The sequence below is a fragment of the Pseudomonas gessardii genome (genome assembly GCF_001983165.1).
Taxonomy (GTDB): domain Bacteria; phylum Pseudomonadota; class Gammaproteobacteria; order Pseudomonadales; family Pseudomonadaceae; genus Aquipseudomonas; species Aquipseudomonas gessardii.
The window spans coordinates 33287-55589 of the sequence record NZ_MNPU01000039.1; the positions used below are offsets into that span (position 1 = coordinate 33287).

Genomic DNA, 22303 nt, shown 5'->3' on the forward strand with positions numbered 1-22303 from the left:
TCCCAGGAAAGCACGGCTGTTAATGCAAACCAGTTGCAGTTGGACAAGAAGACGAAGAACTCGGAAAAAACCTGAACCTAGCGTGCAATTATTTCCTGGCTACCGTCGGGCAGCGTGCGCAGGGCCACCGGCAGAATGTGCGGCAAAGCCTTGAGCAAGGCCTCGGTGTCGTGGGTGTTGAACACGCTGGTCAAGCGCAGGTCGCTGGCCGCGGCGCTAACCCGCAGGGGCTTTTCGCGGTAGCGCGAGGCTTCCCGCGCCACCTCGGCCAGGCTGGCGTCGTTGAACACCAGCTTGCCGGTCTGCCAGGCCATGAGCGCCTGGGCGTTGACCGGGCGGGCCGCCGCAACCGTGCCCTGGCTGTCGATCGAGGTGCCCAGGCCCGCCGTCAGGGTGACCACCGGCTGCGCCGCCCGCCCCTGGACCTTGACCGTTCCCGCCTCGACCACCACGCGGGTCTGGTCATCGTCGCGGCGCACGTCAAAGCGGGTACCGGTGACCGTCACCTGCCCGGCCCCGGCCTGCACCACAAAAGGCCGGCTGGTGTCGTGCTCGACGCGAAACAGCGCTTCACCCTGCTTGAGCACAATCGCCCGTCGGCCCTTTTCGTAATGCACCGCGACGACGCTGCGGCTGTTGAGGTCCATCAGCGAACCGTCCGGCAGCGCCACTTGCCGACGCTCCCCCAACAGCGTGCTGAACTCAGCATCGTAGACCGCCGGATGCTCCAGGCCGCTGAACAGCCCAAGACCCACGGCCACCGCCAGCACGCTGGCCGCCACGGCATAGCGCACGGCGCCACGACGCTTGCGCGGCGCAGGCGTATCGACCAAGGCCTGCAAACGCCCCTTGGGCAGCAGGTCGGCGGCGCGCCACAGCCCTTGCAGCACCTCGAATTCGTACTGGTGCGCAGGATGTTCCCCACACCAGGTGTCGAAAAGACGTTGCTCCTCGACGTTCAAGGGTAGGTCCTGCAAACGCACGAACCACCGCGCCGCCTCGTCACGCACCGCTGCGCGGCCACAGGCACACTCACGGGTATCCATCATGGAAGATCCTGTTTCAAAGCGGGCATTGGTCATGGGGCCAGCGCATCCAGGCGCTCGCGTAAATGCCGCAGGGTGCGGATCATATACTTTTCCACCATGTTTTTAGAAAGCCCCAGGCGCTCGGCGATTTCCTGTTGGGTCAGGCCTTCGATCTTTTGCCAGATGAAAATCCTGCGGCAATTGAGAGGCAATTCGGCCAGGGCCCGCTCGATGGAGTCCGCCAACTGGACCGCGTGCATGTAATGCTCCGGGTCGCCACTGTGCGACGCACCCTGCTCAAAGGCCGGCAGCGCCAGCGCGTCGCGCCGGTCGGCACGACGATGGGCATCCACCGCAATATTGCGCGCCGTCTGGTGCAAATAGGCGCGCGGCTGCTCAACCCGCGTCGACTTGGCTTCCAACACCCGTACGAACGTATCGTGGGCCAGGTCCTCGGCCTGCTGGCGATTGCGCAAGCGCCGCGTCCAGGTTCCGACCAACTCTTCGTAGTACGCGAAAAAGCCAGGTCGGCGGGGCGGCTGAGGAGTCATCGGGGGAGCACTGGGTCGGCGGGGCGGGAATAGTAATGCTTCCTATTAAGCAGAGCAATTGCTTGCCGTCGCCACAGCCACTTCTACACCAACCGCCTGATCGGCTGATGCCGCCACACCAACCGGTAATACGCGGTCTGCAACCCGAGCATCACCAGGTAAGTCACCGGAAACGCCATCCACACCCCTTCCAGGCCAAAGCGTGCATTGAGCAGGTACGCCACCGGCAGCTCCACGCCCAGCACGCAGAAGATCGAGATCGCCACCGGCATCAGCACCACGCCGCTGGCGCGCATGATGCCGCCAATCACCGCCTGGAAACCGAATACCAGAATGCTCCAGAGCATGATGTGCAGCAGGTGCTCGGCCTGAACCCGCGCCGAGTCCTCGGTGATGAACAGGCCCAGCAGCCAGTGGGACAAGGCATAGCCGAGCACGATCAGGCCACCGGTCAGGCACAGGTTGATCGCAAGCCCAGTGCGCAGAATCGGCCCGATGCGTTCCAGGCGCCCGGCGCCAATGGCCTGGGCACCGAGGATCGAGGCGGTGATGGCAATCGACAGCGCCGGGAACTGCACGTAATTGACGATCTGCGTCACCGCGCCATACGCCGCCGTGGCCTGGGAGCCGTGGCCATTGACCAGCGCCAGGATCACCAGCTCCGACAACGACAGCACCACCATCTGCAAGCCGGTGGGCAGGCCGATACGCAGGACTTTGCCGAGGATCGCCCGGTCCAGGCGCAAGGCCGCCAGCAAGGCACGGTCCGGTGCCATCACGTGGTTTTTATGGCGCAGGCGCAGCACCAGAAACAGCATGGCCACGGCATTGGCCACCAGGCCAGCATAGGCCGCGCTCTGGATGCCCATGGGCGCCAGCCCCAGCCAACCGCGGATCAGGGCCGGGGTCAGCAACAGGCCGACCAGCGTCGACACCATCAGCGCCAGCAACGGCGACACGGTGTCGCTCACGCCCCGCAGCAACTGGGTGTAGAGGATGAACACCAGCAACAGCGGCATGATCAGCATCATCACCTGGGCATAGCCAACCGCATCGTCCAGTACATCCAACGGCGTACCCAGCGCTTGCATGGCCGGGCGTGCGAACAGGCTGCCGAGCACGGCGGCGAACACGCCGATCAACGCACCCAGGGTCAGGGTCGCGCCAGTGATGAGCTTGACCAGCGCGGTTTCCCCCGCGCCCCAGGCCTGGCCGATCAGCACCGAGGCGCCCGCCCCCAGGCCAATCACCAGGGCGATAAAAAAGAACACGATGGGAAACATCCCCGACACCGCCGCCAGCGCCTGAGTGCCGAGCATCTGCCCGACATAGATGCCATTGAGGGTGCCGGAAAAACTCTGGAGGAAGTTGGACAGCACCACCGGCGCAAGAAAGAACAGGTAGACCTGCCACAGCGGGCGTTGCAAAGGGCTTGGCATGAACAGGGAGGCCTCGGGCGAACACAGGGACCGTGGGGTTATACCGTATTGGATCCGATGTTGCTTGCCCTTGCACTAGGCCGCCTGTGGCCCTGCCAGTCTTGCCGAGCTGACAAAAATCGCGATCCCCACAAACACCAGGCCAATGGCAGCCAATTGCGCGACGCTCATCTGTTCGTCAAACAACAGCCAGGAGGTGACGATACCCGACACCGGCACCAACAACGACAGCGGCGCCACCGTCGACGCCGGGTACTTTTTCATCAGGGTGTTCCAGATCCAGTACCCGACGATGGTGGTGATATAGCACTGGAAAACAATCGAGAATCCGGCCCCCCACGTCAAATCGGACAGCAGGTTGCGAAACGGTGCGGGCCCCTCCACCGCCAGCGTCATCCCGCCGATGACCGGCACCGCAAACAGGCTCGACCAGACAATAAAGGCCACCATGTCCCCCGGCCGCTTGAGCTTGATAATCAGGTTGCACAACGACCAGGATACCCCCGCCAACAGCACCAGGCCGATCCCCACGGTGGTCGAGACCGCCTCGGACAGGTGCAAGATCAGCAGTAACCCCGCCAGCGAAAACAGCATGCCGAGCATGTGGATGCGGGTGATTGCCTCCTTGAGCACCAGGTGGCTCAACAGGATGGTAAAGAACGCACTGAACTGCAAAAACACCGACGACATGCCCGCCGACAGGCCGTTGTACATGGCAAAGTTCACCACCCACCACAACCCCGCACCAAACAGCGCGCCGTATACGGCCAGGGTCAGCCATGACACGCCTTTAGGCCTTTGGATAAATAACACCAGGGGGATGGCACAGAAGGTAAACCTGAGCAACGTCAGCATAAAGGCATCCAGCGACTGCAGCCCCAACCCTATCACCGAGAAATTCGCGCCCCAGATCACCGTTACCAGCACGCCGGCGAATAAATCCCTATACCTCAACTTCATATCAGCACAACCTTGTCAATCAATAAGGCGAGAGGAAAACAAGACGCTCTCGCTAGCAGTCAACCCGTGTTAAACGGTTGGCGATTCCAATGTCTTGGGCGCGATACCAAAGTAGACAAAGTTATCGAAATCTTCATGGCGATAAGTGTCATGCCGCTCGTAATAGTTGTAGACCACCGATAACTTCTGCTCGGTGACCGTCGGTTCACTGTCATGCAGGGTCTTGCGGCCTTGCATGATCAGCAGCGCGCCTTTTTTGGCGTAGATGGTTTTATGTTCAGTCCAGGGCGCTTTGCGGCTGGGGTGGGAGCGCTCGATTTGCATGCGCAAGGGCGCTTCCTGGTTGCTGGTGAGAAACAGCAGGACCGTAATGCCATTGGTGTCGTAATGCAGCCCCAACGTACCGCCACCCGGCGGGTAGGCCTTGATATTGATATCCGACAGCGGATACGGCGACACCACCGTATCGGTGTGGGTCACCAGGCTGACCAGCGGCACCAGGCTGTGGTAGATCGCCGTCAGTTCCGGCAAATAGGCCCGGATGTCATCGCCCTTGAAGATATGGTGGTTATATTCCCCACCCAGGTCGGACACCGCATCCGTGCCCAGGCTGTGATGCCGCACATGGGTCACGCCGTTGGCCCCGATAATGGCATTGACCCGTTGCGCGAGCATGTCACACAGGTCCTCGGGGACCAGGCCTTCAATCACGGTTGCCAGGTTATAAAAATAATCATGCCGGTGTTGATTGATATCGAACATGGTTTCTCCACTCAATAACTTAACGTTAATCACGCCAGGTGCTGGCGCGGAGCAACCCTACTTAAACTTATCAATATCGAAAACTACCCGCACGGCCAGTTGCAAAACCACCCACTACCATAACTAATAAAAGCCAATTTCTTATATTCCCTAGAGCCAACAATACCATTAAACATTTTTAATTACGCAACTAGCCAACAACTAAGCATTAACCACCCAACATTTCCCGCAACCGATACCCCAGCATCCCCAATGCCAGCAACGGCGAACGCAAGGCCTTGCCGCCGGGGAACGTCATATGGGGCACCCGGCTGAAGGTATCCAGGCCCTGGCTGACGCCGGCGTGGATCCCTTCGGCCAGCAGCCGCGCGCACCAGTGGGTGACATTGAGCCCGTGTCCCGAATAACCCTGGGCGTAAAACACGTTGGGATACTGCTGCAACCGACCCACCTGGGGAAAGCGATTGGCGGTAATACCAATCTTGCCGCCCCACTGGAACTCAATGGTCGTGTTGAACAACTGTGGAAACACCTTGAGCATCTTCGGCCGCATATAGGCGGCGATATCCACCGGGTCCCGCCCCGAATAATGACAGGCGCCACCGAACAACAGTCGGCGGTCGGCGGAAAGCCGATAGTAGTCCAGGCCGACTTTCTGGTCGCACAGCGCCAGGTTCTGCGGGCTCAATTCATCGGCGAGTGCAGCCGGCAACGGCTCGGTGGCGATGATATAGCTGCCGGCCGGCAGCACCTTGCCGCTCAGGCGTGGCTCCAGTTCGTCGAGGTGCGCGTTGCACGCCAACACCAGGCTGCCGGCCCGCACGGTGCCACCGGCGCAGCGCACCTGCACGGTGTCGCCATGGCTCAGTTGCAGCACCGCGCTGTGCTCGAAGATCCGCACCCCCAGGGCCTCGGCCACGCGGGCCTCGCCCAACACCAGGTTCAGTGGATGCAAGTGACCGGAGCCCATGTCCACCAAGCCTCCGGCATACCGGGTCGAGCCGACCACCTGTGCCATATCCTGCGCCGCCACCCGCCGGGTTTCAGGTAGGTAACCCAGGGCCGCAAGGCTGTCCTGCTCCCCCTTGAACGCAGCAAATTGCGCCGGTGTATTGGCCAGCTCGCAAAAGCCCCAGCGCAGGTCGCAGTCGATGCCATGCTCACGGATGCGCTCCCCCACCAGTGCCACCGAATCGATACCCGCGCGCTGCAAATAACGCACGCCCTCCTCGCCCACATGCCGAGCAAACCCCGAAACGTCATGGCCAATACCCCGGATCAACTGCCCGCCATTGCGCCCGCTGGCGCCCCAGCCAATGCGCCGGGCCTCCAGGAGGATCACCGACAGGCCACGCTGGGCCAGTTCGATGGCGGTGTTGACGCCGGTAAAACCGCCGCCGATCACACACACATCGGCATTCAGGTCCGCAGCCAGTGCCGCGCGCTGGGGCATGGCATGGGCCGACGCCAGGTAATAGGAACGGGCATGGTCTTGGGGCTGATTCATCGGTTGGACTTCACTTTGCTCCAGGCCCGGGTCATCACACGCATGATGGCCGGGCTGGGGGTGGTGGAAATGTACAGTTTGTCGAGCACGGCCTGGGGCGGGTACACCTCGGGGTTGTTCACCAGCTCTGGAGCCATGAAGGCCTTCGCCGCCAGGTTGGGGTTGGCGTAGCCGACATAGGTGCTGACCTTGGCAATCACCTCGGGGTCCAGCAGGTCGTTGATAAACGCGTGGGCCTGTTGCGGGTGGGTGGCGTCTGCGGGAATCGCCAGCAAGTCGAACCACAGGTTGCTGCCTTCCTTGGGAATCGCATAGGCGATGTTCACGCCATTCTTGGCTTCCTTGGCGCGGTTGGCCGCCTGGAACACATCGCCGGAATAACCGAAGGCCACGCAGATATCACCGTTGGCCAGGTCCGAGATGTACTTGGAAGAGTGAAAATAGGTGATGTACGGGCGCAAGGTCAGCAGCTTGGCCTCGGCCTTTTCATAATCGCCGACCTGCTCGCTGCGCGGGTCCATGCCCATATAGTTGAGGATCGCCGGGAACGCTTCATCCGCCGAGTCCAGGAACGCCACGCCGCATTGCTGCAGCTTCTTCAGGTTCTCGGGCTCGAACAGCACCGCCCACGAGTCAATCTGCTCGATGCCCAACACTTGCTTGACCTTATCGACGTTATAGCCAATGCCATTGGTGCCCCACAGGTACGGCACCGCATGGGCATTGCCGGGGTCGTTCTGCTCCAGCAACTTGAGCAGCTTGGGGTCCAGGTTCGGGTAGTTGGGCAGTTGTGCGCGGTCCAGTTTAAGGAACGCCCCGGCCTTGACCTGGCGCCCCAGGAAATGATTGGACGGCACCACCACGTCATACCCGGTACGCCCCGCCAGCAGCTTGCCCTCCAGGGTTTCATTGGAGTCGAACACGTCGTAGACCACCTTGATCCCGGTCTTGGCCTGGAAATCGGCCAGGGTGGTCTCGCCGATGTAATCGGTCCAGTTGTAGACACTGACCGTCGGCGCGGCGTGGCTGGCGCTGCTGAATACGGCGGCCAGGGCCAGTGGGAGAAGCGGTTTGACGAGACGCATATCGACACCTTTTTTAGAGTTGAGGGTGGAGTCAGACACTCAGCAGCAGGAACTCACGCTCCCAGGAGCTGATCACCCGCTTGAAGTTTTCATGTTCGGCACGTTTCACCGCGACATAGCCCCGCACGAACTTGTCCCCCAGGTACTGCTTGACCGTATCGCAGGCCTCCATGCGCGCCAGGGCATCTTCGATGGTGATCGGCAGGCGCAGGTTGCGGCGTTCATAGGCGCGGCCTTCCACCGGGGCGCTCGGTTCGATCTTTTCGATCATCCCCAGGTAGCCGCACAACAGGCTGGCAGCAATGGCCAGGTAGGGGTTGGCATCGGCCCCCGGCAGGCGGTTTTCGACGCGCATCGCGTCGGGGCTGGAGGTCGGCACGCGCAGGCCGACGGTGCGGTTTTCTTCACCCCACTCCACGTTGACCGGGGCCGAGGTGTCGGGCAGGAAGCGGCGGAACGAGTTGACGTTGGGCGCGAACATCGGCAGCAGCAGCGGGATGTATTTCTGCAGGCCACCAATATGCTGCAGGAACAGCGGGCTCTTCTGCCCGTCGGCATCGACAAACACCGGCTTGCCCGTGGCAATCTCCACCACGCTCTGGTGCAGGTGCATGGCGCTGCCCGGCTCGTCGGCCACCGGCTTGGCCATAAAGGTCGCGGCCACATTGTGCTTGAGCGCGGCTTCGCGCAGGGTGCGCTTGAACACGGTGATCTGGTCGGCCAGGTCGAGGGCATCGCCGTGGCGGAAGTTGATTTCCATCTGCGCCGGGCCGTCTTCGTGGATCAGCGTGTCGAGGTCCAGGCCCTGGGCTTCGCACCAGTCGTACACATCCTCAAACAGCGGGTCGAACTCGTTGGCCGCATCGATGGAAAACGACTGGCGCCCGGTTTCGGCCCGCCCGGAGCGGCCCACCGGAGTTTTCAGCGGCAGGTCCGGGTCTTCGCAGCGCTGGGTCAGGTAAAACTCCATTTCCGGCGCGACAATCGGCTGCCAGCCCTGTTCGGTATAGAGTTGCAGGACCTTTTTCAGCACATTGCGCGGCGACAACTCGATGGGGTTGCCCTGCTTGTCGAAGGTGTCGTGGATCACGATGGCGGTGGGCTCGATGGCCCACGGCACCACGTAGGTGGCGTTGGCCACCGGGCGGCAGATCATGTCGATATCGGCCGGGTCCAGCAGGTCATAGTAGATATCGTCGTCGACAAAATCCCCGGTTACCGTTTGCAGCAACACACTTTCCGGCAGGCGCATGCCGCGCTCATGCAGGAACTTGTTGGTGGGCGCAATCTTGCCGCGGGCGATGCCCGTCAGGTCGCTGATCACGCATTCGACTTCGGTAATCTTGTGTTCTTTCAGCCAGGTGGACAGCTGATCGAAAGGGGCATTCATAAAGACCTCGGCATGGGTGGGATGCTGCGCCGGCTTGTACTTGCGGCGCATTGAGGTCTATCTTGGGCCAGCCTTCAAACGGCATCTATCCACTTTGCACGACCCACAACGCACCAATAGAGTGCGCACGGATCACCCATGACACAGGCAACCGCTTTGCGCGTACAGGCCTTCACCACCGGTGATGTGGCCGCCCAATGCAGTGCGACACCCGGTTGGGTGCAGCAGTACCAGCAGATGTCCCCGGGGCATTTTGCCGGGCAAGTCCGCTACCTCGACCTGCAGGGGGTGCAGGTGTACGAAGAGTGCATGAACACCCGCGTCGAGCAGCACTTCAACGCGCCGCCAGGCTCGCTCGCGTTCTGTTTCGACGGCAGCGACAACACGCTGTACCTGCTCAATGGCGAAAGCCGCAACACCTGGATCACCCCGGAAAACTACCGGGAAGTGGCCGTGGTGTTCGGCCCGCAGTTCGTGCAACGCCATGGCCTGGAGATGGCCAGACTCGAAGGCCTGTTCATGGCGCCGTTGACCGGCCAACAAAACGCGCTGTTCAGCCGCTGGCTCAGTGGCACCCTGACACGCTTGTCCAGCATGATCGACCCGCTCAGCCGCGATGCCCTCACCCGGCAACTGCTGGACGATTGCCTGTTTATCCTCGACAACGCCTGTGTGTGCCTGGACCACCACTCATTGCAGCGCCGCAGCGAAGCACGCCGGCTGATGGCACGCATCGGCGCGTGGGCTGCGGATGCGCCGGATGAAAGCATCAACCTGCTGCAACTGGCGCAGATTGCCGGCGTACCGTTGCGCCAATTGCAGCAGGGGTTCAAGACCTACACCGGGATGAGCCCGGCGCAATGGTTGCGCCTGCGCCGGTTGAACGGCGCACGTCGCGAGTTGTTGAGCGCAACCGATACCACGGTGGCCGAGGTGGCGATGAATTGGTCGTTCTGGCATTTGGGGCGGTTTTCCCAGAGCTACCGGGCGCTGTTCAAGGAACTGCCGAGCGAAACCCGCAAACGCCATTGCTCAAATGCAATCCCCTGTAGGAGCTAGAGTGGGTCAATGGCTACTGACACACCGCTATCACAGCCCCGGAAAGATTGGCGTGAAGCCTCAGACACCGTGTCTCGAACAGCCGGGCCAAGCCGAGTACTTGTAAAGCCGCGCACTTATGCCTAGCTTATGCGCCCCCGCCCCGCGCTTTAAGGCCTTGCCCCATGGTTTTGCGTTTTCGCCCCGTCGTCACCCCACGTTTGGCCCTCGGCCTGTTGCTCAGCGGCGGCATCGGCAACAGCCTGGCGGCTGAGCTGGAACTGCCGGCGCTGAACATCCAGGGCCAGGATGAGTCCGGTTATCGCGCGCAAAGCGCGTCGGTCGGCGGCTTCGATGAAGCGCCGCTGCTCGACACCCCGGCCTCGATCACCGTGATCAACGCAGCGCTGATCAAGGACCAGCAGGCACGCCTGCTCAGCGAAGTGCTGCGCAACGACGCCTCGGTGGGCGAAAGCTATGCGCCGATCGGCTACTACGAAAATTTCGTGGTCGGGGCTTTTCCCTGAATGCCGCCAGCAGCTACAAGATCAACGGGCGCACGATCACTGGCGAGCAGAACGTCGCCCTGGAAAACAAGCAGCGGGTGGAATTGCTCAAGGGCCTGGCGGGCCTGCAAAGCGGGATTGCCGAACCCAGCGGCGTGATCAACTACGTGACCAAGCGCCCGGAAGACGTGCGCTCGGTCACGGTGTCCACCGATGATCGCGGCAGCGGCTATATCGCCACCGATGTCGGCGGCTGGTTTGGCAGCGAGCAGCAATTCGGCCTGCGCGCCAATGTCGCCCATGAAGACCTCAACTCCTATGTCGAACACGCCAATGGCCAGCGGGACTTTGTGTCCCTGGCGTTCGACTGGAACATCAGCCCCGACGCCGTGCTGCAACTGGATGCCGAATACCAGGACAAGCAACAGCGCTCGGTGCCCGGCTACCAGTTGCTCGGCGGCACCGAAGTGCCCCACGACGCCTCGCCGAAAAAACTGCTCGGCCACCAGAGCGGCGCCAAACAGGTGGGTATCGACTCGCTGAACCTCAACGGCAAGTTCGAGTACCGCTTCACTGACCAGTGGAAAGGCAGCGTCAGCGCGGCCCGCAGCAAGGTGGTGATTGATGACTACAGTTCGTTTGCGTGGGGGTGCTACTACGTCGGTACGTGCAACGCGAACACGTTCAGCCCCGAGGGTGACTACGACGTCTATGACTACCGCAGCCCCGACGACACCCGGCGCAATGATGAAATCCAGGCGGCCATGACCGGCCTGTTCAGCACGGCCGGCCTGAGCCATGAACTGACCTTCGGCACCAGCGCGTTTCGCCGGGTGATCGACAAGCGCAAGTCGGTCAACGAATACATCGGCAGCGGCAATATCGATCAGGACCCGGAAACCTTCCCGCCCACCGACAAGCCCCTGAACGACAGCCACCGGCGCCTCGACAGCCGCCAGTACGGGCTGTTCGTCACCGACCGCATCCGCTTCAACGAACAATGGCAAACCGTGCTCGGTGGCCGCGAAGTGCGCCTGGATGAAAAAGCCTTCGATCAAGAGGGCGTGCAGGAGCGTCACACCCAGCAGTACGAATTCCTGCCCAACGCTGCGCTGATCTACAAGCCGATAGACAACCTGTCGCTGTACACCAGCTACAGCAAGGGCCTGTCCCTGGGTGGCGAGGCGCCGTGGTATGCGAGCAATGACGGGGAAATCCTCGCCCCCACCGTCTCACGCCAGATCGAAGCCGGGGTGAAATACGACTGGCGCCGCATCAGCTTTGCCGCCGCGGTGTTCCAGACTCGCCAGGCCTACCAATACGCTAAGCCCGATAGCGCCGGCGACTTCACCTACGTGCAGCAGGGCCAGCAGAAAAACACCGGGCTGGAACTGTCGGCCAATGGCTGGGCCACCGAGCGTTTGCAGATTGCGACCAGCGTGGCGGCGATTCGCGCCCGGGTGAACGGCAGCGGCACGCCGCAATACGAAGATCACCAGACGATCAACGTGCCCAAGCTGCGTGCCAGTGTGTACGCCGACTACGCCCTGCCCTGGGTCAATGGCCTGGCGGTGCTCGGTGGCGTGCAATACAGCGCCAGCAAGAAGGCCAACCGTACCGGCAATGTGGAAGTGGGGGATTATGCGCTGGTCAATATCGGCAGCCGCTACACCACCAAGGTCGATGGCTATGAAACGGTGTTGCGCCTGAGCGTCGACAACCTGTTCGACAAGCGCTACTGGCGTGACGCCGGCGAATACATGGGCGATGACTATCTGTTCCAGGGTGCGCCACTGACCGCGCGCTTGAGTGCTTCCGTCAACTTCTGACCCCGGCCCCTGTGGAACCTGGCTTGTGGCTTGTGTGAGGCTGGCTTGTGTGGGAGCTGGCTTGCCTGCGATGGCATCACCGCGGTCACTGATAGACCGAGGCGCCTGCATCGCAGGCAAGCCAGCTCCCACACAAGCCAGCTCCTACATTAGCCAGCACCTACCCTTGCATATCGCTACTTGGGCATCTTGCGAAAGCCCACCGCCAGGCGGTTCCAGCTGTTGATGGTGGCAATGGCCACGCTCAGGTCGACCTGTTCGGCCGGGCTGAACTCGGCCTTGAGCAAGGCGTAGTCTTCATCGGCGGCGTGGGTCTGGCTGATCAGCGTCAGGCTTTCGGCCCAGGCCAGGGCGGCACGTTCGCGTGGGGTGAAGAACGGCGTTTCGCGCCAGGCCGAGAGGGTGCACAGGCGGCGTTCGGTCTCGCCGCCCTTGCGTGCGTCGGCGGTGTGCATGTCCAGGCAGAAGGCGCAGCCGTTGATCTGCGACACCCGCAGGCGCACCAGTTCCAGCAGGGGCAGTTCGATGGACAGTTTGCCGACGGCCGCCTCCAGGGCGAGCATGGCTTTCAGGGCGTCGGGGGAAGCGGTGTAGAAGTCGATGCGCGCGTGCATGGTGTTGCTCCAGGACAGTAAAAATCGGTGCCCAGCTTAATCAGCCCACGGCCACAGACAAATAGCCAATTGGCGCGAAGAACAGGTAGCCAATGCCCGGCGCTTCAGGCCCGGTTGCGCAACCAATGCAAAAAGCCCTTTTTCACCGGCACGATTGGCGCCTCCTGGGTCAGGTGCTGGGCGGCGTGCAGACGGAAATCCAGGAGGTTCTGCATGGCTTCGCCAATGTCGTGGCGCGCATCCAGGCACGGCTTGAGGTATTCCTTTTCGATGCGGTAGAGGGTGCAGTAGGTCTTGGCCACAAAATCTGCCGGCAGGCTCTGCCCATCGAGGATCCCGGCCTCGCCGATCACTTCCCCCGGGCCCATGCGCCCGGCTTCGAATTTATGCCCGGCCTTGGCCAGCATCACCGACACCACCCCGGACTCGATGATGAACAGATGGTCGCTGACCTCCCCGGCCGGCAAGATCATCGCGCCGGCACGGAAGGTGTGTGGGGTCATGTTCTGGCTGAAGGTTTCCTTTTCTTCCTGGCGCAGGGTCGAGAAGATCGTCGAGCTTTCCAGCAACGCCCGCGCGGGGGATGTGGTTGGCGAGGTCGGGCTTTCGGCACTGGACAGCAGGCTCACACCAGCCGCCTGCAAGTGCCGGTAGGCCAGGTCGTAAAGCTGGTTGCGCACCTCGCGCTTGAGGGTCATGGCCGGCACGAAGCCGCTGATTTCATATTCCACGCCACCGCCGGTGGAGGTCTTGAACGCCACGCTTGGCGCCGGCTTGGCCAGCAGTTGCCGACAGCCCTGCATGGCGCGTTCCAGGGCTTCGAGCACTGTTTGCGGGCGCGCATGGGGGCTGACTTGCAGGCTCACCGCCAGGCCGAACATATCGGCCGGGCGCGAGAAGTTGATGATCTTGGCCTTGGCCGCCAGCGAATTGGGGATCACCGCCATGCTGCCCTGGGAAGTCTGCAGACGCGTGGCACGCCAGTCGATATCCGTCACCCGGCCTTCGGTGCCGTCGATAGAGATCCAGTCATCCAGTTGGTAGGGCTTGGTGGTGTTGAGCACAATCCCGGAGAACACATCACTCAAGGTACTTTGCAACGCCAGGCCGACGATGATCGCCACCGCGCCGGAGGTGGCGAGCACGCCCTTGACCGGCAGGTCGAGCACATAGGCCATGGCCGCAATAATCGCGATCAGGAAGATCACCGCGCCCATCAGGTCTTGCAGCAACCGCCCGGTATGGCCGACCCGTTGCATCATCACGGCGCCAAGCAACACGGTCAGGGTGCGGGCTGCGAACAGCCACCAGCCGATCTGCAAGGCCGTGGCAGCCAGGTGCAGCGGGGTGTTGTCGGCATAGGGAGCCAGTTGCATGGGGTTCATGCCGTCGTTGAACAGCACGGCGCTGAACACAGCGAAGATGCCCAGGCGCGCGATCAGCTTCCAGTTACCGGGGTTGGCGGCGAACAGGCGCCACACAGTCATGTCGATAACAATCAGCGCCAGGGCGCACAGCATCGGGTGATCGGCGATAAAAGACAGCATCCAGGCGACTCCAGGGCGAAGGCCCTGAAGATCGCACAAAATGGCACTGGCGGGTATAGGGCGCAGCCATCTGTGGCGAGCAGGCTTAGCCGCTCGCCACCACCACAAAGTCCAGATTCAGCGCTGGGAATCGAGCAACTCATGCTCGGTCGCCACCTGCTGGGCCTTGATATAGCTTTCGATCAGCAGTTGGTAGTGCGGCATCGCCTGGGTGTAGACCTTCGCCCACTGCTCGGCATCCGCGCGGTTCCAGGAGCCTTGCAGTTCCGACAGGGTGGCCATGATGTCGATGGGCACCGCACCGGCCTGGGCCAGGCGGGCGATGGTCAGGTCGGTGGCCAGTTTCGAGTGGTTGCCCGAGGCATCGACCACGGCAAACACTTTGTAGCCGGCATACACCGCGCTGATCGACGGGAAAGCCAGGCATACGCTGGTCAAGGTGCCGGCGATCACCAGGGTTTTCTTGCCAGTGGCCTCGACGGCCGCGCGGAACTCGGGGTTGTCCCAGGCGTTGATCTCGCCTTTGCGCGCCACGTATTGCGCGTGGGGCGCGGCTTCGGCGATTTCCGGGATCAGCGGGCCATTGGGGCCCTGGGGAACAGACGCGGTGGTGATCACCGGGATGTTCAACAGGGTCGCCGCCCGGGCCAGGGCGATGGCATTGGCCCGCAATTGCGGCACGTCCATGTCCTTGACGATCTGGAACAGGCCGCTCTGGTGATCGATCAACAGCATCGCGGTGTCGTTGGCGTCGATGGTCGGTTTCTGGCCGTTGAAATTAGCCGCTGCTGGGTGGGTCATGGGGTCTTTCCTCTTTTCACGGGCAACAGCCATCCTTGGCCGGTAAACCGGCCTGGCTGTCAGGGTTGGGTGATTTAGGTGCCGCGCAGGCGTATCAGCCGTGCAGTTGGCCGAACTGGCCGGACTGGAAGTCGGCGAAGGCCTGGTGGATCTCTTGCTCGGTATTCATCACGAACGGGCCGTGACCGACGATGGGCTCGTCGATGGGTTCACCGCTGAGCAGCAACACCATGGCGTCGGCGTTGGACTCCAGGCTGATCTGCTCGCCATCGCGCTCGAACAGCACCAATTGCCCTTCGCGAGCCAGTTCCTGGCCGTTGACTTGCACAGTGCCTTTGAGCACCACCAGCGCGGTATTGCGCCCGGCAGGCAGGTCCAGGGTCACGGCCTTGCCGCCGTTGAGGCGCAGGTCCCACACGTCAATCGGCGTAAAGGTGCGCGCCGGGCCGGTGTGGCCGGCGAACTCACCGGCGATCAGGCGCAGGCTGCCAGCGCCATTGGCCAGGGGCAGCACGGGGATATCGCCGTCGAGGATCGTCTGGTAGCCGGCGTCGCTCATTTTGTCCTTGGCCGGCAGGTTGACCCACAGTTGCACCATCTCCAGGGCGCCACCGCTTTTGGCGAACGCTTGGGAATGGAACTCTTCATGCAGGATCCCCTTGGCAGCAGTCATCCACTGCACATCGCCCGGACCGATTTTGCCGCCGGCGCCGGTGGAATCGCGGTGCTCGACTTCGCCCTTGTAGACGATGGTCACGGTTTCAAAGCCGCGATGCGGGTGTTGGCCCACCCCACGTCGTTGTGTAGTCGGGGTGAAATCCGCCGGGCCGGCGTGGTCCAGCAGCAGGAACGGGCTGATGTGCTTGCCCATGGTGTCGTAGGAAAACAGCGTGCGAACCGGGAAACCGTCGCCGACCCAGTGACCGCGGGGGCTGGTGTAGATACCGATGATGTTTTTCATGGTGTTTCTCCTAATCAGTGCATGGAGACACCTTAAATCCGTTACCTTTATTGCACTAGACGGCAAAAACGACCCTTAGCGTTCTATTTGGAGAACGATGGTGGAAGACCTCAATACCCTCTACTACTTCACCCAGGTGGTCGAACATGGCGGCTTCGCGGCCGCCGGCCGGGCCCTGGACATGCCCAAGTCCAAGCTCAGCCGGCGTCTTGCCGAGCTCGAAGAGCGCCTGGGCGTGCGCCTGATCAACCGTACCAGCCGCCATTGTTCCCTGACCGAGATCGGCCAGGCCTATTACCAACGCTGCCTGGCGATGCGTATCGAAGCCGAAAGCGCCGCCGAAGTGATCGAACGCAACCGCTCCGAACCCCAGGGCATCGTGCGCATAAGCTGCCCCACCGCCCTGCTCAACTCCTGGGTCGGGCCGATGCTCACCCGCTATATGCTGCAATACCCATTGGTGGAACTGCATATCGAGAGCACCAACCGGCGTGTCGATGTGATCCACGAAGGGTTTGATATCGCCCTGCGTATCCGCTTTCCGCCACTGGAAAGCAGCGAGTTGGTGATGAAGGTTTTGGGCAACAGCACCCAATGCCTGGTGGGCAGCCCGCAGTTACTGACGCGCATGTCCAGCCCGGCGCTGCCGGCCGACCTCAATGGCCTGCCGAGCCTGCATTGGGGCTCGGCGCAACGCGAATACCACTGGGAACTGTTTGGCAGCAATGGCGCCAGCGCGGTGATCCGCCATATGCCGCGCATGGTCACCGATGACTTGCCGGCCCTGTGTCACGCGGCGACAGCCGGCCTCGGCGTGGTGCACCTGCCCAGTGCGGTGGTGCACAACGATATTGCCGCCGGGCGCCTGGTCAACCTGCTTCCCGGTTGGGCGCCGCGCACCGGGATCGTCCATGCAGTATTCCCCTCGCGCCGGGGCTTGCTCCCGTCAGTGCGGGCCCTGATCGACTTTCTCGGCGTGGAGTTTGGGCAGAGCGACATGGTGTAACGCCCCCTCCTCTAGACACCAACCCCGTAGTCGCGACTGCCGAGCTTTAATCTCTCGGCACCAGCGGGGTGTTGGAGCGGTCCGGCAAACCCACAAGTTGCTCCGTGAGCGCCGCAGATTAATGCAACTGAGGAATCTCCGGTAACGCACGACGCAACGCGCCAACGAGCCCAGGCTCCTTATTGTTGAGAAGAACTCGCGTCAGCCATGCCTCAAAGGGACCTCGGCCAGTATTCTTCAACCGGCTCGCCGCCTTGGCGAGCATGCCCTTGTTATCAATGAGTGATAGAAGCATCGGGATATTGCGCGAAGCAATAGCTTCGTTAATTTTTGCTCGACGTTCTTGTGCAATGGCCAACACATCAAGGCTTTGCGTCTGTTGCTGGTAGGCTGCACTCATCTGTTCAATGGACGGCTGCGCACTCAAGTCCGTTTTCTTGAGTAGCATGTCAATTCGTCGTAGGCAGTACATCCGTACAACTTGCTCAATGGCCGGGGGCTGACCCGCCATCGTCAACAGATCATCGTGCAGGGCCGCGATACGACTATCGACCTCCTCCGGGGCCAAATGCTCGCCCATTGCTATTTCCCGAGTGACGTCAGGCAGCAAGAACAGGTTTTCAATTTCAGATACGGGCAATACAGCCACACCGCGTTGGGCGAAGTGAGCAATATCGTCCGCCTCATAGCCATCAGCATCAATGATCCCGGCGCATGTGATACGCGTAAAAGCGTTATTGGCCCTCAGCGTCACAACGGCATGAATCACATCCTGGCAAGAGCCTCTTGGCATGACCGTCCACTCTGGGTAGGCGCAGCGATAAACCGCTGTATCAAGGCTGTTCGAGTTACCTTCAACGAAGAGAATCGGGCGACGACTGCCGAGTAACAGCGTCGTCACCTCCTCCGAAAACCCAGTGTCTTCCGGGACGGGCTCAACATTCCAGATCGGCCCTGTTGACTGAAAGTCACGGATGACAAATTTTTGCCCCACCCGACTGGCTGCGAACTCCAAGTCGTGCGTAATGAACAGCAGGGCACAATCTGGCCTGGCGTTTTCCAACTGGTCCCAGAGTTTGCTCATGATGGATCGATGGATATGCAACTCAGGCTCATCGATGACCAGGATGGAGTCTTGGGCCACGACCAGCACTTGTCCGATGAGGTAGAAAATTGCGCGTTCGCCGTCGCTCATATCGGCAGCGCTGTAGAATCTTTCGTGGCCGGGTATACGGACCTGAATGTCGTCTCCGCTGAACACAAGCTCCCGATGGGGTAACAGCTGTTCCCAAATCGTCTTCAGTACTTCGAACTTTGTAGCAGCGGGTGTCTCAGTGTTTCCCGCTCGTATGTTGTTGTGTGAAACCAATGCCGTGCGCGACTGTTCTGCGAACAATACCTGGAGGAGAAAGTCGAAGTCGTTTAATAATTTACCCGCAGCCTTAGATCCCCAACGATACCCAGAACGTTGATGGATCTCGACAGATGAATGTCCAAATCGCAAACCCTTCACCGCGTGACTTTCTTTTATCTTTGCTACGTCAGGGTTTAGCTCAAGTGCACGATGCGCCGAGATTCTATGAACCGCCTCACCACCCGCCTCCTCCAGATAAACCGCCAGCCTGCTTTTACCCCCTCCGTTTGCCCCCACAAATATTGCTGACGTGCCAGATTCAAGAGTGACTGAAACAGAACCTGTAGGCGTGGGAATAGCAAGTGTGAAAGGCATGATGGCTGAGCGTCCTGGCTGTCCGAAAAGGCAACCAGTATATCCGACGCACTAGATGGCAATTCAATAGCACCGCACAAATGCGAAAAACACCAAAAGCCCTGTAGGTATCAACTGGCTGGCGAAGGTGGTTAACGATAACGCGGGAAGCCTGAAGAAACGTGGTGCCCTTGCGTTTCCCTGCTATGCCAGCCAGTTAAGCGGATTCCGCTTAACTGGTCGACATTAGGGCAAGCCCGCGCCTTCAGATTGTGCTATCAGCGCTTGGCCAGCTCCATAATCATCCGGCTCAACAGATAAACCCTCGGCACCACGCTCTCCACCTCGGCATATTCCTGCGGTGTATGGATATTGCCGCCGACAATCCCGAACCCATCCAGCGTCGGGGTGCCGACGCCCGCTGACAAGCTGGCGTCCGCCGCCCCGCCACTGCCTTCAATGGTCAGCTGACGGCCCAGTTCGGCGTAGATGCCCTGGGCGATCACCACCAACTTGTCGGATTCAGGCGTTTGCGGCATCGGTGGCAAACCCCGTTTCAGACTGGTCGTGACCTGCGTTTCAGGAATCAGCTGGTTGGCGGACACCCGCGCCAGATCCCGCTCGATCCGGTCAAACTCTTCCGGCAACGCCGCCCGCACATCGGCCTTGGCCGTGGCCTGGTCGGGGATCACATTAGTCCGGTCGCCGGCCTTGAGCACGGTGAAGTTGATGGTGGTTTTTTTCTCTGCATCCCCCAGCTTGCCCAGTTGCAGAATCTGGTGGGCGACCTCCATCGCGGCATTGCGCCCCAGCTCCGGGGCGACCCCGGCGTGAGCCGCCTTGCCCTTGACCTCGACCACCGCCGTGGCGCTGCCCTTGCGCCAGACCACCAGGCCATCGGCCGGACGCCCGGGTTCCAGGTTCAGCGTGACATCGTGGGCCCTGGCCGTGTTACGGATCAGTTCGGCGGCGGCCTCGGAGCCGACTTCTTCGCTGGCATCGAGCAGGAAGGTGATTTGCGCGTAGTCCGTGAAGTTCTGGTTTTTCAACACTTTCAAGGCGTAGATCCCGGCCACGATCCCGCCCTTGTCATCCATCACGCCGGGGCCGTAGGCGCGGCCGTCCTTGATATGAAAGGGCCGCTCGGCCGCCGAGCCTTCCTTGAACACGGTATCCATATGCGCCATCAGCAGGATTTTGGCCTTGCCCTTGCCTTTGAGGGTGGCGATCACATGGCTGTTATTGGCCGCCGCATCCGGCACCAGCTCGATGCTGAAACCCAGCTGTTTCAATTCAGCGACGGCAATATCGCGCACCTGAGTCAGGCCCGGCTCGTAGCCAGATCCCGAATCGATATTCACCAGGCGCTCCAGCAACTTCAAGGCCGGGGCCTTGTACTGTTCGGCATCGGCCAGGATCTGCGGGTGCGGTTCGGCGCTGAAAGCCGGCATGGCGCTGCCCAGGGAAAGCGCCAGGGCGGCGGACAGCAGCGTGCGTTGGACGTTGAAAATCATGAACAGATCCTTGTTTATTAGAGAGGGAATGTCACAGCCTACCTGACAAAAGCCACTTTATTCAGCCTCAAGCCGGTCGCTTCCGACCGGGGGAATGTTCGGTAGGCACCGCCGAAATATCCCACCTGAGTACCGGATAAGCTCTACTGATACACGGTGAAAACCTCTGCAAAGTCCCTCGCCTGATCACACAGCGCAAGGGACCGCCGATGTACTGCCCAATTGATGCCCCGGTCCTGGGGGCAACCTCTTGAATGCCACCATGGGTTTTATGGTCCTGGCGGCCATGGACACAAAGACGCGGGACGTCGAGGCGGTACTCGCCGACTTCCGCCAATGCCTGAACACCTATGACGCCTGGGCCGAGAGCTTCTGGCGCTTTTCGGCGCTGGAGCTGGAACAGGTATTCAAGGTGGGCGATGAGGTGGCGCTGATGGCGCCCATTTCATCCAAAGCCCCCAGCAGCACCGTCGCCATGTGCAAGGCCAGTGGCACGCTGACCCTGGTGCATTTGTTTGAAAGCACACGGTTTGTACCCATCGGCAACACCCCGGTGATGCTGCAAGCCATCCCCGCGGACGGTGGCCCGCTGGGCGAGCCCATTTACAAAACCATCGGCCCCAGCGGGATTCTCGAAGTCACCGAGTGCACTCGCGACCAACTCTATCGGATCACCTTCTATCCCAACGTTTCCAGGGATCACGTCAAGGCGTTGTATGCGTCTTACCAGTCGATCCTTGCGCCGCTGGAAAGTCAGTTGCGCAAAGACTGGACCGACACGTTCGAGCCCTTGTGGCAGGAGTATCGCGAAGCCAACTTTGTGCAGCGCTACCGCCTGCTGGACCAAGGCTATGCAAACGGGTTCGGCCACGTACTGCATGAACTGTGGGACAACATCGAGCACTTGTATCAATGGCTGGCGGACCTCAGGCCCAACAGCGAAAAACTCCTGCAATACCTCGCTCAAACCGAGCTGGATGCCCTGCTGGAACTAAGCCAGGACGCCATCGCCAATGGCCTGCTGGTGCTTAGCGATGAGCCACTGCTGTTTATCTACCTGGCGGCGATGGTCAGTTGGATGCGGATGCTGCCGCCGCCGTACCTGAACGAACTGCTGGGGCAAATCACCGCCGAGGTGCTGATCAACCTGTTGCTGGTGTGGGTCACCGCCGGCATGGGCGTGACGGTACGCCTGGGCGCGCAAGTGCTGGGCAAGGTCAAGTCAGGGCGGGTGCGCCAGTGGCTGGAGCAAATGGCCCGGCCGTTTGCGGATACCCGGTTGGACCGCCACGCCGAGGCGCTCCGACCGTTATTACTGGGCAGCCCTGCAACGCCGATCAAGACGGTGCCCAGCGTGCCGCTGAAGGCCGGCGCGATGGAAGTAACCAATCCGGTGCCGTTGGTGCGGGAAAAATCCGCACCCAAGACGACCTTGATCAAGCATCAGGCGGTGGACGACGCGCCCTCCTCGGCGAAAAACCCCAACGGCCAGGCCAGCGCCAGCGCCGACAACACCGCGACCCATGGCTGCCCGGTGTCCATGGTCACCGGCGAGGAACTGCTGACCCTGACCGATGGCGAGCTGGATGGCGTACTGCCATTTGCCTGGACGCGCCTGTATCGCACCAGCGCCGTAGAGGTGGATTGCGGCCTGGGCTTTGGCTGGAGCCATTCGTTGGCCCAGCGCCTGTGTGTGGTCGGCGGCTCGGTGGTGTGGACCGATCATGAGAACCGCAGCACCACCTTTCCCCTGCCCTCCACGGCCCGTCCGGCCATCAGCAATAGCCTGGCCGAGGCGGCGATTTATCTGGGGGCGGCGTCGGATGAGCTGGTGCTGGCGCAGGGCGCACGTTTCTACCACTTTCACGACGGTGTGCTGACGGCCATCAGCGACGCGTATGACAACCGCCTGCGTATTTCCCGCGACGGTTTGGGGCGGATTCTGCGCCTGGATAACGGTGCCGGTCGCGCCCTGCTGTTGCGCTATGACCGTGGGCATATCGTGGCGGTGGACTACCAGGTGTTTCGCGTGGACAGCGAAGCGGACGACGCCTGGG

Annotated in this window: 17 protein-coding genes and 1 pseudogene; 4 read left to right on the top strand and 14 right to left on the bottom strand. The window is 61.4% G+C overall.

All coding sequences use genetic code 11. From position 1 onward, the window contains the following. Positions 1–77: 77 nt before the first annotated feature. From BLL38_RS22150 to BLL38_RS22185, 8 genes are all read right to left on the bottom strand, one after another. The gene (locus BLL38_RS22150) at positions 78–1046 is read right to left on the bottom strand and encodes a FecR family protein (protein ID WP_076964369.1); all 969 of its coding nucleotides are present in this window, start codon (positions 1044–1046) and stop codon (positions 78–80) included. A 32-nt stretch (positions 1047–1078) separates the two neighbouring features. Beyond that, positions 1079–1579, bottom strand: a complete 501-nt coding sequence (locus BLL38_RS22155) for a sigma-70 family RNA polymerase sigma factor (protein WP_076964354.1) — start codon at positions 1577–1579, stop codon at positions 1079–1081. An 83-nt stretch (positions 1580–1662) separates the two neighbouring features. Beyond that, positions 1663–3018 carry an MATE family efflux transporter gene (locus BLL38_RS22160; RefSeq protein ID WP_076964355.1) on the bottom strand — a complete coding sequence of 452 codons (1356 nt, stop codon included), beginning with the start codon at positions 3016–3018 and terminating at the stop codon, positions 1663–1665. 75 nt (positions 3019–3093) lie between these two features. Then, positions 3094–3978, bottom strand: a complete 885-nt coding sequence (locus tag BLL38_RS22165) for an EamA family transporter (protein ID WP_083743098.1) — start codon at positions 3976–3978, stop codon at positions 3094–3096. Between the two features lie 69 nt (positions 3979–4047). After that, positions 4048–4740: a hypothetical protein gene (locus BLL38_RS22170; RefSeq protein ID WP_076964356.1), complete on the bottom strand. Its 693-nt coding sequence runs from the start codon at positions 4738–4740 to the stop codon at positions 4048–4050. 208 nt (positions 4741–4948) lie between these two features. Beyond that, positions 4949–6247 carry an NAD(P)/FAD-dependent oxidoreductase gene (locus BLL38_RS22175; protein WP_076964357.1) on the bottom strand — a complete coding sequence of 433 codons (1299 nt, stop codon included), beginning with the start codon at positions 6245–6247 and terminating at the stop codon, positions 4949–4951. Continuing rightward, the gene (locus BLL38_RS22180) at positions 6244–7332 is read right to left on the bottom strand and encodes a polyamine ABC transporter substrate-binding protein (RefSeq protein ID WP_076964358.1); all 1089 of its coding nucleotides are present in this window, start codon (positions 7330–7332) and stop codon (positions 6244–6246) included. Before BLL38_RS22180 ends, BLL38_RS22175 begins: the two co-directional genes overlap by 4 nt. Positions 7333–7363: 31 nt before the next feature. Beyond that, positions 7364–8722 carry a glutamine synthetase family protein gene (locus BLL38_RS22185; protein WP_076964371.1) on the bottom strand — a complete coding sequence of 453 codons (1359 nt, stop codon included), beginning with the start codon at positions 8720–8722 and terminating at the stop codon, positions 7364–7366. Between the two features lie 138 nt (positions 8723–8860). Between BLL38_RS22185 and BLL38_RS22190 the strand changes: the two genes are divergently transcribed. Then, positions 8861–9781: a helix-turn-helix domain-containing protein gene (locus BLL38_RS22190; RefSeq protein WP_076964359.1), complete on the top strand. Its 921-nt coding sequence runs from the start codon at positions 8861–8863 to the stop codon at positions 9779–9781. A 164-nt stretch (positions 9782–9945) separates the two neighbouring features. Further along, positions 9946–12095 (top strand): annotated as a pseudogene (locus tag BLL38_RS22195) (TonB-dependent siderophore receptor). Between the two features lie 176 nt (positions 12096–12271). Here the strand turns inward: BLL38_RS22195 and BLL38_RS22200 are convergent. From BLL38_RS22200 to BLL38_RS22215, 4 genes are all read right to left on the bottom strand, one after another. After that, on the bottom strand, positions 12272–12709 hold the full coding sequence (locus tag BLL38_RS22200; protein ID WP_076964360.1) for a carboxymuconolactone decarboxylase family protein: 438 nt from the start codon (positions 12707–12709) through the stop codon (positions 12272–12274). 104 nt (positions 12710–12813) lie between these two features. Continuing rightward, positions 12814–14256: a mechanosensitive ion channel family protein gene (locus BLL38_RS22205; protein WP_076964361.1), complete on the bottom strand. Its 1443-nt coding sequence runs from the start codon at positions 14254–14256 to the stop codon at positions 12814–12816. A gap of 117 nt (positions 14257–14373) precedes the next feature. Beyond that, on the bottom strand, positions 14374–15057 hold the full coding sequence (locus BLL38_RS22210; protein WP_076964362.1) for an isochorismatase family protein: 684 nt from the start codon (positions 15055–15057) through the stop codon (positions 14374–14376). Positions 15058–15151: 94 nt separating this feature from the next. Continuing rightward, positions 15152–16018 (bottom strand): pirin family protein, encoded by an 867-nt coding sequence (locus BLL38_RS22215; RefSeq protein ID WP_076964363.1) that lies wholly within the window; start codon positions 16016–16018, stop codon positions 15152–15154. Positions 16019–16115: 97 nt separating this feature from the next. Between BLL38_RS22215 and BLL38_RS22220 the strand changes: the two genes are divergently transcribed. Next, complete coding sequence (locus tag BLL38_RS22220; RefSeq protein ID WP_083743099.1) at positions 16116–17024, top strand: LysR family transcriptional regulator; 909 nt, start codon at positions 16116–16118, stop codon at positions 17022–17024. Positions 17025–17142: 118 nt separating this feature from the next. Here BLL38_RS22220 and BLL38_RS22225 read toward each other — a convergent pair whose 3' ends face one another. Both BLL38_RS22225 and BLL38_RS22230 read right to left on the bottom strand, forming a co-directional pair. Beyond that, a complete protein-coding gene (locus BLL38_RS22225; RefSeq protein WP_076964364.1) occupies positions 17143–18753 on the bottom strand; it encodes an AAA family ATPase in 1611 nt (536 codons plus the stop codon). A gap of 257 nt (positions 18754–19010) precedes the next feature. After that, on the bottom strand, positions 19011–20246 hold the full coding sequence (locus BLL38_RS22230) for a M20/M25/M40 family metallo-hydrolase (RefSeq protein ID WP_076964365.1): 1236 nt from the start codon (positions 20244–20246) through the stop codon (positions 19011–19013). Positions 20247–20508: 262 nt separating this feature from the next. Between BLL38_RS22230 and BLL38_RS22235 the strand changes: the two genes are divergently transcribed. Then, the coding region (locus tag BLL38_RS22235) for a DUF6531 domain-containing protein (RefSeq protein WP_242627633.1) at positions 20509–22303 on the top strand (1795 nt) is incomplete at its 3' end.

Excerpts from the sequence above, each read along its gene's own strand:
- BLL38_RS22155 (WP_076964354.1), bottom strand. The coding sequence starts at position 1,579 with ATGACTCCTCAGCCGCCCCGCCGACCTGGCTTTTTCGCGTACTACGAA.
- BLL38_RS22190 (WP_076964359.1), top strand. The coding sequence starts at position 8,861 with ATGACACAGGCAACCGCTTTGCGCGTACAGGCCTTCACCACCGGTGAT.
- BLL38_RS22150 (WP_076964369.1), bottom strand. The coding sequence starts at position 1,046 with ATGGATACCCGTGAGTGTGCCTGTGGCCGCGCAGCGGTGCGTGACGAG.
- BLL38_RS22180 (WP_076964358.1), bottom strand. The coding sequence starts at position 7,332 with ATGCGTCTCGTCAAACCGCTTCTCCCACTGGCCCTGGCCGCCGTATTC.
- BLL38_RS22200 (WP_076964360.1), bottom strand. The coding sequence starts at position 12,709 with ATGCACGCGCGCATCGACTTCTACACCGCTTCCCCCGACGCCCTGAAA.
- BLL38_RS22220 (WP_083743099.1), top strand. The coding sequence starts at position 16,116 with ATGGTGGAAGACCTCAATACCCTCTACTACTTCACCCAGGTGGTCGAA.
- BLL38_RS22165 (WP_083743098.1), bottom strand. The coding sequence starts at position 3,978 with ATGAAGTTGAGGTATAGGGATTTATTCGCCGGCGTGCTGGTAACGGTG.
- BLL38_RS22170 (WP_076964356.1), bottom strand. The coding sequence starts at position 4,740 with ATGTTCGATATCAATCAACACCGGCATGATTATTTTTATAACCTGGCA.
- BLL38_RS22160 (WP_076964355.1), bottom strand. The coding sequence starts at position 3,018 with ATGCCAAGCCCTTTGCAACGCCCGCTGTGGCAGGTCTACCTGTTCTTT.
- BLL38_RS22230 (WP_076964365.1), bottom strand. The coding sequence starts at position 20,246 with ATGATTTTCAACGTCCAACGCACGCTGCTGTCCGCCGCCCTGGCGCTT.
- BLL38_RS22185 (WP_076964371.1), bottom strand. The coding sequence starts at position 8,722 with ATGAATGCCCCTTTCGATCAGCTGTCCACCTGGCTGAAAGAACACAAG.
- BLL38_RS22210 (WP_076964362.1), bottom strand. The coding sequence starts at position 15,057 with ATGACCCACCCAGCAGCGGCTAATTTCAACGGCCAGAAACCGACCATC.
- BLL38_RS22225 (WP_076964364.1), bottom strand. The coding sequence starts at position 18,753 with ATGCCTTTCACACTTGCTATTCCCACGCCTACAGGTTCTGTTTCAGTC.
- BLL38_RS22205 (WP_076964361.1), bottom strand. The coding sequence starts at position 14,256 with ATGCTGTCTTTTATCGCCGATCACCCGATGCTGTGCGCCCTGGCGCTG.
- BLL38_RS22175 (WP_076964357.1), bottom strand. The coding sequence starts at position 6,247 with ATGAATCAGCCCCAAGACCATGCCCGTTCCTATTACCTGGCGTCGGCC.
- BLL38_RS22215 (WP_076964363.1), bottom strand. The coding sequence starts at position 16,018 with ATGAAAAACATCATCGGTATCTACACCAGCCCCCGCGGTCACTGGGTC.